This is a genomic window from Actinoplanes auranticolor, assembly GCF_018332655.1.
GTDB classification, from domain to species: domain Bacteria; phylum Actinomycetota; class Actinomycetes; order Mycobacteriales; family Micromonosporaceae; genus Actinoplanes; species Actinoplanes auranticolor.
This window is the reverse complement of record NZ_BOQL01000044.1, coordinates 48,160-63,261: the sequence shown is the minus strand read 5'-3', so window position 1 is coordinate 63,261 and position 15,102 is coordinate 48,160. Positions and strand designations below refer to the sequence as shown.

Here is a 15,102-nt window from a genome sequence, read left to right as displayed (position 1 = left end):
GACTTTCGGCCCGGCCGGCCCGCGCCACGCCGGGCCCCCGGGCGAGATGACCGCGCGGCCGTCTCGCCGGACGAGAGAATGACGTGTGGCTAGACTGCCCGGTGGGTGCGCCGGGAAGTCTGGTCGGCAACGTCCGACCCGACCCCGGAAACAGGAGCGCTCATGACGCAGGCACCTCACCGCGGCCCGCATCTTTTCAGCCGGGGGTCCTGGCCCGAGGCCCGCCGCATCGCCGACATCCTGCGCAAGGAGACCATCGGCGGGATGCTGCTGCTGGTCGGGGCCGTGGTCGCGCTGATCTGGGCGAACTCGCCGTGGAACGACAGCTACGAAGCGCTGCGCGGCTTCACCGTCGGCCCCGCGGCGCTGCATCTGGACCTGTCACTGGCGACGTGGGCCGCCGACGGCCTGCTGGCGATCTTCTTCTTCGTCGCCGGTCTGGAACTCAAACGCGAGTTCGTCGCCGGGGACCTGCGCGACCCCCGGCGCGCGGCGGTGCCGATCGCCGCCGCCGTCGGCGGGGTGGTCGTGCCCGCTGTGATCTACGTCCTGTTCAACCTCTCCTCGGGCCAGGGGAAGGGCTGGGCCATCCCGACCGCGACCGACATCGCCTTCGCGCTTGCGGTCCTGGCGGTGATCGGTCGCTGTCTGCCGCACGCGATGCGGACGTTCCTGCTCACCCTGGCGGTGGTCGACGACCTGCTCGCCATCGTCATCATTGCTGTCTTCTACACCGCGAGCCTGTCCGTGCTGCCGTTGCTCGCCATGCTGGTGCCGCTGGGCGCGTTCACCGTGCTGGTGCAGCGGCGGGTGCAATCGTGGTGGCTCCTGCTGCCCCTGGCCTTCGCCACGTGGACGCTGATGCACGCCTCCGGGGTGCACGCCACCGTCGCGGGAGTGCTGCTCGGGTTCGCCGTACCGGTGCTGCGGAGCCGCGCGGCCGGCGGTCCGGAGGCCGGGCCCGGGCTGGCCGAGCACTTCGAGCACCGGTTCCGGCCGTTGTCCGCGGGTGTCGCCGTCCCGGTCTTCGCGCTGATGTCAGCCGGGGTCGCGGTCGGCGGGCTCAGCGGCTTCGGCAGTGCCCTCAGCGATCCCGTCGCCCTCGGCATCGTGGTCGGGCTGGTGCTGGGCAAGCCGATCGGCATCACCGGGGCCACCTGGCTGGTGACGCGCTTCACCCGGGCCCGGCTGGACACCAGTTTCGCCTGGGTGGACGTGCTGGGACTGGCCGTGCTGGCCGGTATCGGCTTCACCGTGTCGCTGCTCATCGGGGAACTGGCGTTCGGCCTCGGCAGTGACCGCGACGAGCACGTGAAGGTCGCCGTGCTGACCGGCTCACTGATCGCCGCCCTGCTCGCCACGGTGATCCTGCGCCTGCGCAACCGCACCTACCGGCGCATCCACGAGGAGGAGAACCTCGACGCCGACCGCGACGACATCCCCGACGTCTACCAGCGCGACGGCGAGGAGCGGCCGGCGTGACACACTCCTGCAGTTGTGGTTCTGATCAAGCGGCGGCGGCCGGGCGGTACGGGTGCGTGAGGTCGTCACCGGCTTCGCGGTCGTCTGGGCGCTCGTCCTCGTCGGCTATCTGATCGGCCGGTCCGGGCTGCTCGGTGCGGCCGGGCTGGACACCCTGACCCGGCTCGCCTTCTTCGTCACCGCGCCGGCTCTGCTGTTCGTCACCCTCGCCACGTCCACCATCGGGCGGATCTTCACCGGGGCCCTGGCCGCGTTCGTGCTCAGCACGCTCATCGTCGCCGCCCTCTACGTCACGCTGGCCCGGCTGCTGTGGCGGCGCAGCGTCGCCGAGCTGACCGTCGGCGCGCTCGCCGCCGGCTACGTGAACGCCGGCAACCTGGGCATCCCGATCGCCGCGTACGTGCTGGGCGACGTGGCCTTCATCGCCCCGGTGCTGATGTTCCAGGTGCTGCTGGCCAGCCCGGCGGCGCTGGCGGTGCTGGAGGTGGCGACCGGGGAGCAGCGGCCGTCGCTGCGGCAGCTTGCGGCGATGCCCGCGCGCAACCCGCTGATGATCGCGTCCGGGGCCGGCATCGCGGTGGCGCTGTCCGGGTGGGACATGCCGGAACCGGTGCTGCAGCCGTTCGTGCTGCTGGGCGGGGCGGCCGTGCCGATGACGCTACTGGCGCTCGGCCTGTCACTGCGGGGCAGCCGGCCGTTGCGCCCGGGGCCGGACGCGCCGGACCGGCTGGTGGCAGTCGTGCTCAAGGCGCTGGTCCATCCGCTGCTGGCGTACCTCATCGGTCATTTCGCTCTCGGGCTGACCGGTCCCGCGCTGCTCGCGGCCGTCGTGACCGCGGCCCTGCCGACCGCGCAGAACGTCTTCGTCTTCGCCAGCCGTTACGGCCGCGGCGAGGGTTTCGCCCGGGACACCATCGTGCTGTCCACGGCGGCCGCGGCGGTGACGCTCGTCGCGGTGGTCGCCTGGCTCGGGTGAGCCCGCCGGTCAGTTCCGCGGCGCACGGACCAGGAAGGAGCTGTCGGCGCGGAACCCCGCGCTGTCGTCGGACTGGTCGACCCACAGCTCGTCGCCCACGTGGCGCACGAACCAGCGGGGGTAGTTGGCCGACTCCAGCGTCACCGAACCGGCGGTCTGACCGGCCCGCGCGCAGAACGTGGCGTCCTTGCGGAACAGCGCGGTGCCGTCGTCCCGGCTCGCCACCAGCCGCCACGACGAATGGCGCAGGTGCCGTCCGTCAGAGGTACGCAGCGAGAAGCACTCCCGGTCGCCCAGCCCGGGGACGATCTCCAACGTGGTGCCGGCGGGCGTGAGAATTCCGCGGTCGACCGAGAGGGAGACGTACCGGCCGCCGGCGTTCGCCGCCTCCAGCGACACCTTGCCGGGCCGCAGGACCGGGCCGGGGGAGGCCGCGGGGGGCGGGGAATCGGCCAGCACAGCGCGGGCCGCCGGGGGCAGGGTCGACCACCCCGCCAGGGCGACGACCAGCCCGGCGGCCAGCGCGCCGGCCGTCACGGCGGCGCCGACCGGATGAGCCCGCAGCGCCGCAGCGCAGCGGCCGATCAGCGAGGACCGGGCGAACGCCTCGACCGGCACATGATCGCCGGTGAGCGTCGCGGGGACGGGCAGCAGAGCCAGGCCCCCGAGCAGCCGCTCGGTGGGCACCATGCCCTCGCCGGCGCCCGGGCAGGCCGGGCACGAGCGGATGTGCCGGATGATGCGCTTGCGCCAGAACGGGGCCGGCACCCCGTCCCAGCCGGCCACGACGGCGCTGAGCCGGCCGCAGCCGGGCACGGCGTCGAGGGCGGCGGTGATCAACCGGCCGGTTTCGAGGTGGTCGCGCATGCGCTGCACCCGTACGCCGGCATGCGCGATCTTGACGTCCAGGGCCGCGGCCACGTCGGCGCGGGTCAGCTCACCCACCGTCTCCAGCCACCACAGGGCGAGCACCGTCCGCTCCTCGGCGGACAACCACCGCCCGGCCCGCAGCACCTGCCGCCGCTGGGCCGACAGCTCCACCCGCAGCAGGGTGGCTCCCTCCACCTCCGCGCCGGCGTCCGGCAGCCCGGCCAGCTCGTCGAGGTCGGTGGTGCGGGCCGCGGCGACCCGGCCGCGGGTCTGGTGGGTGCCGATCTGGTGGACCGCGATGGCCGTCAGCCAGGGCCGGAAGCTCCCGGGGGACCGCAGGGCCGGTAGCTGCCGCACCATGCGCAGCATGACCTCCTGTACGACGTCGTCGACGTCGGGATGCCCGCCCAGCGCCCGCCGGGTGAGGTTGTAGACCAGCGGCAGGTGCGTCCGGACCAGCTCGTCCAGGGCGCCGCGGTCACCCGCGCGCGCCGCGACGACGAGCGCGGTGCCCTCCGTGCGGGCCGGCGGCAGTCGCATCGGTCCCTCCCATGCGGCGGCGGAGTCCCAGCATCTGACCGGGACCGGCACAAGTCAATGACCTTGCGGGCCGGCGGGGTTCAGGCCCGCAGGAAGGTCAGCACGGCCAGGACGCGCCGGTGCTCGCGATCGTCGGGGATCAGGCCCAGCTTGGTGAAGATGGCGGTCACGTGGGCCTCGACCGTCTTGACGGCCAGGTGCAGGTCACCGGCCACCGCGGCGTTGGACAGCCCCTGGGCCATCAGCGCCAGCACGGCGCGTTCACGGGCGGTCAGGGCCCGCAGCGGGTCCCGTTCCCGGCGGCGGGCCACCAGGCGGGTCACCAGCTCCGGGTCGATGACCGTCTCGCCCCGGGCCACCTTGCGCACGTCGGCGCCGAACGCACCGAGGTCGGAGACCCGGTCCTTGAGCAGGTAACCGACGCCGCCGTCGAAGTCGGTCATCAGCCTGAGCGCGTGGTGCACCTCGACGTACTGCGACAGGAGCATCAGGCCGACCCCGGGCGCCGCGGCGCGGACCGCCGCCGCTGTGTCGATGCCCTCGGCGGCGTACCCCGGTGGCATCCGCAGGTCGATCACCGCGACGTCGGGCGGATCGGCGCGGACCAGATCGAGCAGTTCCGCGCCGTCGCCGGCCCGGCCGGTGACGGTGAACCCGACGTCGGTCAGGATCCGGGCCAGGCCCTCGCGGAACAGGACCGCGTCGTCGGCCAGCATCACCCGCACGGGATCACCGTCGCCAGCCGGGTGCCGACCGGACCGCTGTCGACCGTCAGCCGGGCGCCGAGGGTCGCCAGCCGGTCCGCCAGCCCTTCCAGACCGCTGCCGGCAACCATGGTGGCGCCACCGGACCCGTCGTCAGCCACTTCGACGATGAGTCCGGCCCCGGTGAGCTCGGCGCGCACCGAGGCGAGGGCGGCGCCGGCGTGCTTGGCGGTGTTGGTCAGGCCCTCGCTGACCATGAAGTACGCCGTCGCCTCGACCTCCGGGCGCAGCCGGCGGTCGACCGCCACGCCGAGCCGGACCGGCACCGCGGACCGGTCGGCCAGGAACCCCAGCGCCGCCTCGAGCCCGTCCTGGGTGAGCACGGCCGGGTGCAGGCCCCGGGCCATCTCGCGCAGCTCCGCGGTGGCTTCCAGCAGCCGGGCCCGGACCGCCGCGGCCCGCTCGGCGACCTCGGCCGACCCGGCGGCCGAGGCGAGCCGGACGACGGTGCCCAGCTCCATCGCCACGGTGACCAGCCGCTGCTGCACCCCGTCGTGCAGGTCGCGTTCGAGCCGGCGACGGGCGGCGTCCCCGGCCGTGACCAGACGCTGGGCTGTCGCCCGCAGCTCCAGCACCAGCCCGGCCTGCGCGGCCAGGTCGCCGACCAGCTGCTTCTCGGCAGCCGACAGGGGGTCACCCTTGCGGACGGCGATCACACCCCGGAAGCGCCCGTCGTGCATCACCGGCACTGTCACCGTCGCGCCGAGGGCCGCGCCGCTGTGCTGATCGGGCCATGTCCGTACCCCCGGCGGCAGCGGCCCGGTGTCCGGCCAGACGGACACCGCCCGCAGCTCGCCGGGCGGACCGGTGAAGAGCAGCACCTCCTGCGCGCCGACGCCGTCGGCTACGGTCCGGCAGATGCCGTCGAGCAGACCGCCGGCCGGTGCGGCCAGGTGGGCGGACAGCCGGGCGAGCGACTCGTACGGCCCGACCCGGTGACCGTGCACGAGCCGGTCGGCCAGCCGCTGGACCCGCCGGCGCAACGGCTCGAAGGCGACGGCCACCACCGCCGTGGCCACCAGGGAGAGGACCGTACGGTTGCCGTCGACGAGGCGGCCGGCGCCGGCGACCACGGCCACGTACCCGAGCGTCACGATCGTGGCCATCGCGCCGAACACCAGCGACTTGTTGATCACCGGGTCGATGTCGTAGAGCCGGTACTTGAGGATCGCCGCTCCGGCGGCGACGGCGACCACGGGCATCGTCAGGGTGCCGGGCACGGGGGAGCGCCACACCGCCAGCCCGAGCACCATCACGGCGGCGGAGACCGTGACGGCGTACACGAACCAGCGCAGCTGCCGCGCCTCGTCACCCCGCGCCTGCCGCAGCCGGATCACCACGCAGGCCACCCAGGTCAGCTGGAACAGCAGGTAACCGGCGGGCCGGGCGATCCGGTAGAACGCGTCGGCGGCGGCGAAACCCGGCAGGCTGAGCGGATGGGCGGCGACCAGCGCGGTACGGGTGTACTCGACCGGCCACAGCGCCGACACCACGGCGAGAAGGACGCCGACGCCGGCCAGGACACCGGTGACCGGCCGCCATCCGCGCGACGGCAGCCGTCCGGTGGGGAAGCTCATGATGGTGACGCCGGCGATGACCAGCACGATCGGCAGCGGCCAGACCCCGAGCCAGCCGGCCCACGACGCTCCCGGCAGCGGCCCGGTGTGCAGGGCGTACTGCCGTCCGGCGAACATCACCGCGTGGGCGGCGCCGGTCGCGACGAACAGCCACCCCTCCCGGTTGCCCGGGCGCCGCAGCACCACGAACAGCCCGACCGCGGTGAACGACGCCGCGATGAGGCCGTTGTGCAGGTTGGCGACGTGCAGTCCGAGCGCGAAGCCTCCGGTGACCAGTACGGCCACGGCGGCACCGGCCGCCGAGCTGAGCTTCGCGGTACGGGTCACCGCATCATCGTGCCAGCGCGAACCCCGGCCGGGATCAGGGCTGACCCGGTGATTTCGCAGGGCTGACCCGGTGACATCGCAGGGCCGGCCCCGATGCCGCCGGCCGGCGCACGGACGACGGTGAGCAGTGTTCCCGCCGCCCGAGCTCGAAGGAGCCGCCATGAGATCCCTGCCCGGATCGCCGATCGACCGCTTGCTCACCGCCTCTCTGCTGCTGGGCCCGGTGCTCTATCTGGTCGCCGACGCGCTGTACGCGACCCGCGGCTGGGACGACCCGGCCGCCGCCGTCGTGCACGTGCTGGGTGCCGTCGGTTACGCGTTCGTCCTGCTCCGGGTGGTGACCTGGAGCAGCGGGGTGACGGCGGCGGTGCTGCTGGCCGTCGGGGTACTCGGGGTGGCCGGAAACGTCGCCTACGGATTCAACACGATCCACGTGTCGCTGGGGGACACGGACCTGGTCGACGCGACGGGCGCGGCGGCGCTGATCAAGCCGCTCGGGTTGTGCTTCCCGCTGACGCTGCTCCTGGCGGCGTTCGCCCTGCGGCACGTGCAGCCGCTCTGGGTGGTGGCGGTGCTGGCCGTGGCGGGGATGGCGTGGCCGGTCGCCCACATCGCGAACGTCGCCTGGCTGGCGGTGCTGGTGAACGCCGCCCTGGTCGGGGCCTTCGGCGCGATGGCCTGGGCGGCCACCCGGCGGACCCCGGCCGCCGCCCACCCGGTCACCCGGCCGGCCTGATCCGGTCCGGCCCGCGCCGGGTGCGGCCTGCACAGGGTCCGGCTTGCGCAGGGGCGGGGTCGCTCCGAGTGCGGCCCGCGCCGGGGTGCGGGGACACCGCGGGCCGGCAGCTCGAGGGGGAGCATGCCGGCCCGCTGCGTCTCACGTCAGGTCCGGTGTCACTTCACGTCGACGTAGTCCGCCGAGCTGGACGACGTCCAGGACGTCGCGTCACCGGCGTAGTTGTACCGGTACGAGCCGTCCGATCCCGCCTTGGCGGTGGCCTTGAGCTTGCCGCTCGCGTCCGAGGTGACCGTCTTGACCGTGGTCCACGTGGTCGTGCCGGCCTTGCGCCACTGCAGGTTCACCTTCTGCGCCGGGAAGGCCCGGTACGTCCAGTTGGAGTAGAAGTCGAGCCGGGTCAGCGCGCCCGTCACGGTGATCGTGCGACCCTTCGACACCGGCTCCGGAGTGGCGTCCGCCGTCACCCGTGTCGACCGCTTGATGGTCAGGGTGCCCGCCTTCTTGCGGTTGATGAAGCCGGTGCCGTCCTCGGCCGACGCCCACACCTCGGCGTTCCAGGCCCCGGCCAGCCCGTTGATGCCCAGCGAGTACCGCACGTCGTACATGTGGGCCAGCGCCGTGCAGTTCACGGTGGTCGCGTTGACCGGGGTGCACTCCGTGCCTGCCATCAGCAGTCCGTCCGGTGCGTTGTAGCTGCCGTGCCAGAGGTAGAGACCGGCGTCGGCGATGCCGGACGGGTCGCTCGCCGTGAAGGTCGACGAGATCTCGATCTGGCCGCTGTCCACGCCGGGCAGCAGCGCCTTTCCGCCGTTGATCTTCACGTTGGAGATCGTCGTGGTGCCGGCGGACTCGTCGCCCGGGGTGGCCGGCCCGGCCAGCGCCCGCAGGACGGTGCGGCGCAGCGTGCCGCCCTGCTCGTTGCCGGCGGTCACCCGCAGCGATGCGAACGCGGCGCCGGCCGGTATGTCCCCCGTCGCCTCGACCCCGCCGCCGGAGGTGGTCGACGGCAGCTCCGTCCAGGTGGCGCCGTCGTCGAGCGACCACTCGACCTTGTCGACGGTGGTCCGGGCCGAGCCCGCGCGGGTCGACGCCTCGATGGCCAGCGGCACCGGCCCGGCCGCGGCCCGGTTGCGCTGGTCCAGCCCGGAGGCGGACAGGCGGAGGTCGATCAGCGGGACGTCGGTGGACCCCGGGTTCCACTGCGAGGCGAACGTCCACTCGCTTCGGATCTTCGTGGACAGCTGGGACCACGGCACCTTGCGGGTCATCGTGTGATCCAGCTGGTACGTCTGCTCGCCCTGCGGCACGGCAGCGGTCAGGCTGGTCGTCGTCGACGCCTTCAGCACCGCGCCGCCGCTGCTCAGGGTCATCGAGTGGGTGCCGGAGCTGTCGCCGCCCCGGTGGCCCGCCGCGTCACCGAGGGTGGAGTTCTCATTGATCGCCAGCCGGCTGCCCTCACGCCGCGAGTCGTGGTCGCCGGACCGCCGGACCGGGCTCAGCGGGCCTGCACCCACCGTCTCGCCGGGCGCGGTGCCCGCGGACAGGGTGCGGTAGCCCAGGTCGAGCGACTGGCCGCCGCCGTAGTCGACCAGGCGGCCCATGTTCACCCCCGGCGTCACGTATTCGGTGAGGTTCGCCGGGAGTCGCATCGAGGTCGGCACGTACGCGCCGGTCCACTCGCCGGTCATCGGCACCGTCGCGTACGACCCGTCGGTGCTGGTGCCCTGCCCGCGGATCGCCAGGCTGGTCTTGGCCAGTGTTGCGGTCTTGACCGCCTTGACCGGGGACGCCGGGAACGGGTGCGGCCAGTAGCGGACGAGGTCGTACCGGTAGGGGCTCGGCCGCAGGGCGGTGGAGCCGGCCTTGGTCAGCACGTCGTGCACCCGCAGCGTCGTGCCGGGCAGCGAGGCCGTCGTCACGTAGTTGCGGGTCTTCGGCCCGCCCGCGAAGCCCACGAGGTCGCCGTTGGGCAGCGTGATCCAGACCGTGCTGGAGTCGGACTGCGCGGTGGTGTCGTCGACGGTGAAGCCCACCCGCTTGGCCGACTTCTCCTCCAGCTTCACGGTCTGCGCCGCGCTCTTCACGGTGAAGGACCTGGTCAGCAGGTAGCTGTCCACGTTGTAGATGCCGTACATCACCGCGACGAAGTAGTTGCCCGGGGGCAGGCTGGCCGTCGCGCTCAGCGAATTCTGCGGGTTGGTCACCGGGACCCACGTCCAGGTGTCGCGGTTCCAGAGGCTGATGAACTTGTTCCAGGCTGTCCAGTTCTGCGAGTCCACGGTCAGCGTGGTCTTGTAGGCGGCGGCGGCTGCGGCGGCTTGGGCCGGGCGCTGCGGGGCACCGGTCCTGGCCTGCGCGACCGGGGTGACGCTGCCGCCGAGCTGCTGGGCTCGCACGGTGCCGCCGGTGGAGACGAAGGCGTACGGCGCCCGGGTGTCGCCGGAGCCGGGCTCGAACTGGAACGCCGAGCGGCCCTCGGCGCCGGGCAGCATGGTGATCCGGTCGGGCTCCGACGCGGGCGCCTGGGCCGTCGCCGGCCGCCGGGGCGGCTCCTCGCCGGCCTGTGACACCGCCGGGATGATGAGCAGCGAACCGCCGAGCAGCGCGACCGCGGCGACACCGATATTGCGCAGCCTCGACCGAGACCACCGAGCCATGTTGAGGTCCTTCCACCGGCACGACCGCGTCCGGCGCGGTCGAGGGAGCCACACCATACGGCTTGATCAGGAGCCGCCGCGACCCCGCTTTCCGGGGCCTGTGGACAACTGCGGACAAGCGGCTCAGTCGTCTGCCGCGATGGCCCGCTCGATCAGGTCCGCCCGCTGCTCAGGCGGGCCGGCCGGCACGTCGGCCAGCTCGAAACCGTGGTCGCGGTACGCCTGCTCGTGGAAGCGCTCGAACCGCACCGAGTGCGCGTAGCTGATCCGCCGGGCCGCCGTCGGCGTGATGAAGCCGAGCAGCCGGACGAAGAACACGCGGGGCCGGTAGATCCCCTCCGCGACGATCCGGGCGACCTCGCTCTCCAGCAGCGGCGGCACCGGCCGTTCGCCGTAGTGGGCCAGCGCGAGCGTGCACAGCGGCGACCGGTCGAACACCTGGACCGTGGCGCCGGTGGGCACCGGTCGCTGTCGGCGTTCCTGCTGCAGTCGGGTCACCGCCTCGACGAAGGTCTCCGCGCGCCACGGCTCGGAGTCGCCCCTCGCCTGTTCGCGGGCGATGACATCGGTGGCCGCTTCGTCGACCACGGCGTAACCGCGCTCGCGCAGGACGGCCAGGATCGTCGACTTGCCGGCGCCCGGCGCGCCGGTGATCACGTACCGCCGGGGGCTCGGAGGGGCCATGCCACCGAACGTTACGACATAGCTAGTACCGGAAGACGGCGACCATGGTGTTCAGCCGGCCGGAGATGTCGGCGAGCTCGGCCGCCGTCGTCTCGGTGGCCTGGGCGGCGTCCCGTGTCGCGGTGGTCACCTGGACGACCTCGGCGAGCTGTCCGCTGATCTCGGACGTGCCGCCGGCGGCACGGTTGAGGTCGCCGGTCATGCCGTTGGTCGTGGCGCTCTGCTCCTCGACGGCCGAGGCGATGGTGTTCTGGTAGTCGTTGATCTTCTCGATCACCGCCCCGATGCCGGCGATCGCCTCCACCGCCGCGCGGGTGTCGGCCTGGATGACCTCGGTACGCCGGCTGATCTCCTCGGTCGCCTTCGCCGTCTCCTGGGCCAGATCCTTGACCTCGCCCGCGACCACCGCGAAACCCTTGCCGGTCTCCCCGGCCCGGGCCGCCTCGATGGTCGCGTTGAGGGCGAGCAGGTTGGTCTGCTCGGCGATGGCGGTGATGGCCTTGACCACGCTGTCGATCTCGGCCGAGGAGGCGTCCAGTTTGGACATGAGCTGCCCGGCGTGCGAGGCGGTCGCGACCGCCCCGGCCGCCACCTGGGCCGCTTCGGTGGCGCTCATGGCGATCTCGCGGATGGCGGCGCCCATCTCCTCGGCGCCGCTCGCCACGGCCTGTACGCCGGCGCTGACCTCGCCGGCCGCCGTGTCGATCGCGCCGACCCGTACGGAGGCCCGGTCGGTGCTGCCGCTGAGGCTGCGGCTGGCCTGCTGCAGCTCGGTGGAGCGCTGGGACAGCCCGGAGCTCATGCCCGCGAGGGTCTGCATCGTGGTGCGCAGCTGGCCGGCCGCGCGGTGCACCGAACGCGACATCTCCCCGATCTCGTTCGCGCCGGTGTCGGGTTGCCGTTCGGTGAGGTCACCGTCGGCCATCGCCGACACCACCTCGCGCAGCGCGTGCAGGCGCCGGTTCAGGACCCGGGCCACCAGCAGCGCGAACGCGGCGGCGAGCAGGACGCCGACGGCCAGCACGACGCCGATCGTGATCCGGGCCTGGTCGGCCGCGGACCGGGCGGCGGCCGCGCTCGCGGTGGCCTGTCGCTGGGAGAGGGCCACCAGGGCGTCGAGGTCCTCGAGGGCCTGAGCGGTGGCGGGGTTGAGCGTGGTGCTGCGGAACTGCTCCCACTCCTGGACCTTGCCGGCGTTCTTCAGCGCGCTGGACTGCTTGCGCAGGTCGAGGTAGGTCGACCAGGTGGCCTGGAAGGTCGCCATCGCGGCGCGTTCCTCGCCCGAGACGGTCAGCCTCTCGTACTCCTGGAGCCTGGTCGTGACCAGGTCGTAGTGGGCCGTGGCCTCCTGCCCGTACGCGGTGGCCTTGGCCGCGTCCGTGGCCGTCAGGTTCGACAGGCTCGCCCACCGCGCATGCCAGATGATCTGCTGGATGTCCTTGACCGTGGCCAGGGGCAGCAGGGCCTCGGTGTAGATGGCCTCGGCCCGGTCGGCGGTGCTGGTGGTCCGCAGGATCCCGACGGCCCCGACGATCAGGGCCACCAGCAGAGCGACTGCCGCGGCGGCCAGCAGGCTGGTCCGCATGCTCAGAGAACGCACGTCTGTCTCCTCGTGGCGATGTCCTCCCATGGAATCACCCGGAAGCGGACGAGGGGGGCGCTTGGGGCAAGTCGCCGCTCGTGCCGGAAGCGCGAGCAATCTCGCCGAGTCCCGGCCGGGCGCCGGGGCGGGGAGTAATGTCCCTTTCGTCATTCGGTGGTGGTGCCGCCGTCGCGGGCCGGGAAGTCGAGGCAGCGGTGCCCCGGATGCTGACGAGAAGCCCGATGCCGCTGCGGTCGTACCTCGGCGCGCTGCTCGCGCTGTTCGTGCTGGCCGCCACCGTCGCCCTGGGCTTCGGCTGGGAGAGCGCCGAGCGGGACAGCCTGGCCGCCGCCCGGGCCGACGCGGCGTTCGGCGCCGGTAAGGCCGCCGAGCAGCTCGGGCGCAGGCTGGCTTCGGTCCGCTCGAGCGTGGACGCGGTCGCGTCGAGCCCGGGAGCCGCCGCGGTGTTCACGGAACCCGCGGCCTGCCGGCTGTCGTTCTCGCTGGGCGGCCCGCAGGACGGCCACCTCGATGTGCTGCGCCGCGACGGCACGGTGGTGTGCTCCTCGCAACCGCCGGGCGAGGACGAGGCGGTCGCGTACCAGGGCGCCTCGTGGATCGCCGCCGCGTCCCGTACCCCCGGCACCGCCGGCCCGGTGACCGACGGACGCACCGGCCGGCCGGCGATGCTGCTGTCCACGCCCATGGCCGGACAGGGCATGGTGGTGGCCTTCGTCGACCTGATCGGGCTGGCCGCGGCGACCGGTGGCACCTTCGGCGGGGCCCGGGGCCTCGAGTTCCTGCTGACCTCCGGCGACGGCGCCACCATCGTCACCCGGTGGCCCGACGCCGCCCGCTGGGCGGGCACCGCCGTCAGCGCCAGCCGTTTCACCGGCGCCGGCCGGTCCGGCGCCGGCTCCGACGTGGCCGGTCTGCCCCGGGTGTACGGGTCCGGCACCGTGCCCGGCCCCGGCTGGCGGGTGTACGCGGGCGCCGACCGGTCCGCCGCCCTGGCCGCCGCGCACCGGCTCGCCCGCCGCCAGGCCGGGATCACCGCGGTGGGGCTGCTCGCCGGACTGCTGGCGACCCTGCTGGTGTACCGGCGGATCACCCGGCCGATCGGCCGCCTGCGCACCGCGGTCCGCGCCGCCGCGACCAGCGGGCACCTGGAGCCGGCGGTCACCGTCAACGGTCCGCGTGAGGTCAGCGACCTCGGGGCCGAGTTCGCCGGCCTGCTCGCCGCGGTCGACCGGGAGCTGGGGGAGCGGCGCCGGGCCGAGGAACTGACCCGCGAACACGAACGCAACTACCGGCAGCTGTTCGACGCGAACCCGTATCCGATCTACCTCTTCGACGTCGAGACGCTGGCCGTCGTGGCGGTGAACGACGCCGCGGTGCACTACTTCGGCCAGGACCGGGAGGCCCTGCTCGAGACCGTGGTCACCGACCTCTGCCCGGCTGATGACGCTGCGACCGTACGGGAAGAACTGGCCGCGGCCCCGCCGGTCGAACGCTGCCGGGCCCGGCGGCACCGCAAGCACGACGGCAGGGTGACCGACGTCGAGGTGACCTCGCACCTGACCACCTTCGCCGGGCGCACCGTGCGGTGCGCCGTGATCGACGACGTCACCGAACGGCACCAGCTGCGCCAGCGGCTGCGCCAGTCGGAACGGCTGGAGAGCCTCGGGCAGCTGGCCGGCGGCATCGCCCACGACTTCAACAACCTGCTGGGCATCATCAACGGCTACGCGGGCATGTCCGCCACCGACGTCGAGGACCTGGCGGACCGCGACCCCATGTGGGCGCGGCTGCACGACGACCTGCTGCAGATCGTCGCGGCCGGCGACCGGGCCGCCGGCCTCACCCGTCAGCTGCTGGCCTTCGCCCGGGCGGACACGGTCGCCGAGCTGACCGCGCTGGACCTCAACAGCGTGGTGGCGGATGTGGAGAAGCTGCTGCGCCGCACGCTCGGCGAGGACATCACGCTGGTCACCCGGCTCACCGAGGACTCCTCGCCGGTGCTGGCCGACGTGGGCCGGCTGGAACAGGTGCTGGTCAACGTGGCCGTCAACGCCCGCGACGCGATGCCCGGCGGCGGCACCCTGACCATCGACACCGACGCCGTCACGGTGGACGAGCACTACGCGGCGCAGCATCCGGGCGTCAGGACCGGGCAGTACATGCGCCTGGCGGTGAGCGACACCGGCACCGGCATGGACAAGGAGACCCTCGACCGGGCCTTCGAACCGTTCTTCACCACCAAGCCCAAGGGCCAGGGCACCGGCCTGGGCCTGGCCACGATCTACGGCATCATCGCCCAGGCGGGCGGGCACGCCCAGCTCTACTCGGAACTGGGCCACGGCACGACCATCGCCGCGTTGCTGCCGGTCACTGAGCAGACCGCGGTGACGGCGGCGCGCACCTCCCTGACGGTACGGCCGGGAGCCGGCGAGACGATCCTGCTGGTCGAGGACGACGAGGGACTGCGCGCCCTGACCGAACGGGTGCTGGACCGCAACGGGTACCGGGTCCGGTCGGCCCGTACCGCCGCCGACGCGCTCGCGCTCGCCACCACGGCCGACGTCCCGGACCTGCTGCTGACCGACGTGGTGCTGCCCGACATGCACGGGCCGGACATGGTCGCCGCCGTGCACCGGGAGCTGCCGGGCCTGCGGGTGGTCTACATGTCGGGATACGCGGAGAGCATCCTGGCGGCGCGGGGCACGCTGCCGACCGGGGCGGTTCTGTTGCAGAAGCCGGTCAGCGCGCAGCATCTGCTGTCGGTCATCGCCCGCGAGCTGAGGACCGGCCGGACGGCGCCCGCTGCGGTCGCCGACGGGCGTTAGTACTGCAACGGCACCTGGCGTGTCGGAGGTCTATCCGCGTGCCGGCAAGTCGATCATG

Annotated in this window: 10 protein-coding genes; 4 read left to right on the top strand and 6 right to left on the bottom strand. The window is 73.3% G+C overall.

Features of this window, described 5'->3' with window-relative positions:
- Positions 1 to 162 precede the first annotated feature (162 nt).
- Together nhaA and Aau02nite_RS27580 are read left to right on the top strand one after the other, a co-directional pair.
- A complete protein-coding gene (gene nhaA / locus Aau02nite_RS27585) occupies positions 163 to 1,482 on the top strand; it encodes a Na+/H+ antiporter NhaA (RefSeq protein WP_212991497.1) in 1,320 nt (439 codons plus the stop codon).
- A 52-nt stretch (positions 1,483 to 1,534) separates the two neighbouring features.
- The gene (locus tag Aau02nite_RS27580) at positions 1,535 to 2,458 is read left to right on the top strand and encodes an AEC family transporter (protein WP_212991496.1); all 924 of its coding nucleotides are present in this window, start codon (positions 1,535 to 1,537) and stop codon (positions 2,456 to 2,458) included.
- Positions 2,459 to 2,467: 9 nt separating this feature from the next.
- Here Aau02nite_RS27580 and Aau02nite_RS27575 read toward each other — a convergent pair whose 3' ends face one another.
- The 3 genes from Aau02nite_RS27575 to Aau02nite_RS27565 all read right to left on the bottom strand — a co-directional run bounded on the left by Aau02nite_RS27575 (position 2,468) and on the right by Aau02nite_RS27565 (position 6,536).
- Complete coding sequence (locus Aau02nite_RS27575; RefSeq protein WP_246595479.1) at positions 2,468 to 3,868, bottom strand: sigma-70 family RNA polymerase sigma factor; 1,401 nt, start codon at positions 3,866 to 3,868, stop codon at positions 2,468 to 2,470.
- 80 nt (positions 3,869 to 3,948) lie between these two features.
- Positions 3,949 to 4,593: a response regulator transcription factor gene (locus tag Aau02nite_RS27570; RefSeq protein WP_212991495.1), complete on the bottom strand. Its 645-nt coding sequence runs from the start codon at positions 4,591 to 4,593 to the stop codon at positions 3,949 to 3,951.
- On the bottom strand, positions 4,584 to 6,536 hold the full coding sequence (locus tag Aau02nite_RS27565; RefSeq protein ID WP_212991494.1) for a sensor histidine kinase: 1,953 nt from the start codon (positions 6,534 to 6,536) through the stop codon (positions 4,584 to 4,586). The genes Aau02nite_RS27570 and Aau02nite_RS27565 overlap by 10 nt, the downstream gene beginning before the upstream one ends.
- A gap of 160 nt (positions 6,537 to 6,696) precedes the next feature.
- On the opposite strand from Aau02nite_RS27565, the gene Aau02nite_RS27560 reads away from it, so the two are divergent.
- On the top strand, positions 6,697 to 7,272 hold the full coding sequence (locus Aau02nite_RS27560) for a hypothetical protein (RefSeq protein ID WP_212991493.1): 576 nt from the start codon (positions 6,697 to 6,699) through the stop codon (positions 7,270 to 7,272).
- Between the two features lie 158 nt (positions 7,273 to 7,430).
- Here the strand turns inward: Aau02nite_RS27560 and Aau02nite_RS27555 are convergent, their stop codons facing one another.
- From Aau02nite_RS27555 to Aau02nite_RS27545, 3 genes are all read right to left on the bottom strand, one after another.
- A complete protein-coding gene (locus Aau02nite_RS27555) occupies positions 7,431 to 9,932 on the bottom strand; it encodes a hypothetical protein (RefSeq protein WP_212991492.1) in 2,502 nt (833 codons plus the stop codon).
- A gap of 123 nt (positions 9,933 to 10,055) precedes the next feature.
- Positions 10,056 to 10,616: an AAA family ATPase gene (locus Aau02nite_RS27550; protein ID WP_212991491.1), complete on the bottom strand. Its 561-nt coding sequence runs from the start codon at positions 10,614 to 10,616 to the stop codon at positions 10,056 to 10,058.
- Positions 10,617 to 10,638: 22 nt separating this feature from the next.
- Positions 10,639 to 12,216, bottom strand: a complete 1,578-nt coding sequence (locus Aau02nite_RS27545; protein WP_246595478.1) for a HAMP domain-containing methyl-accepting chemotaxis protein — start codon at positions 12,214 to 12,216, stop codon at positions 10,639 to 10,641.
- A gap of 206 nt (positions 12,217 to 12,422) precedes the next feature.
- Between Aau02nite_RS27545 and Aau02nite_RS27540 the strand changes: the two genes are divergently transcribed.
- Positions 12,423 to 15,044 (top strand): ATP-binding protein, encoded by a 2,622-nt coding sequence (locus tag Aau02nite_RS27540; RefSeq protein ID WP_212991489.1) that lies wholly within the window; start codon positions 12,423 to 12,425, stop codon positions 15,042 to 15,044.
- The last annotated feature ends 58 nt before the right edge of the window (positions 15,045 to 15,102 follow it).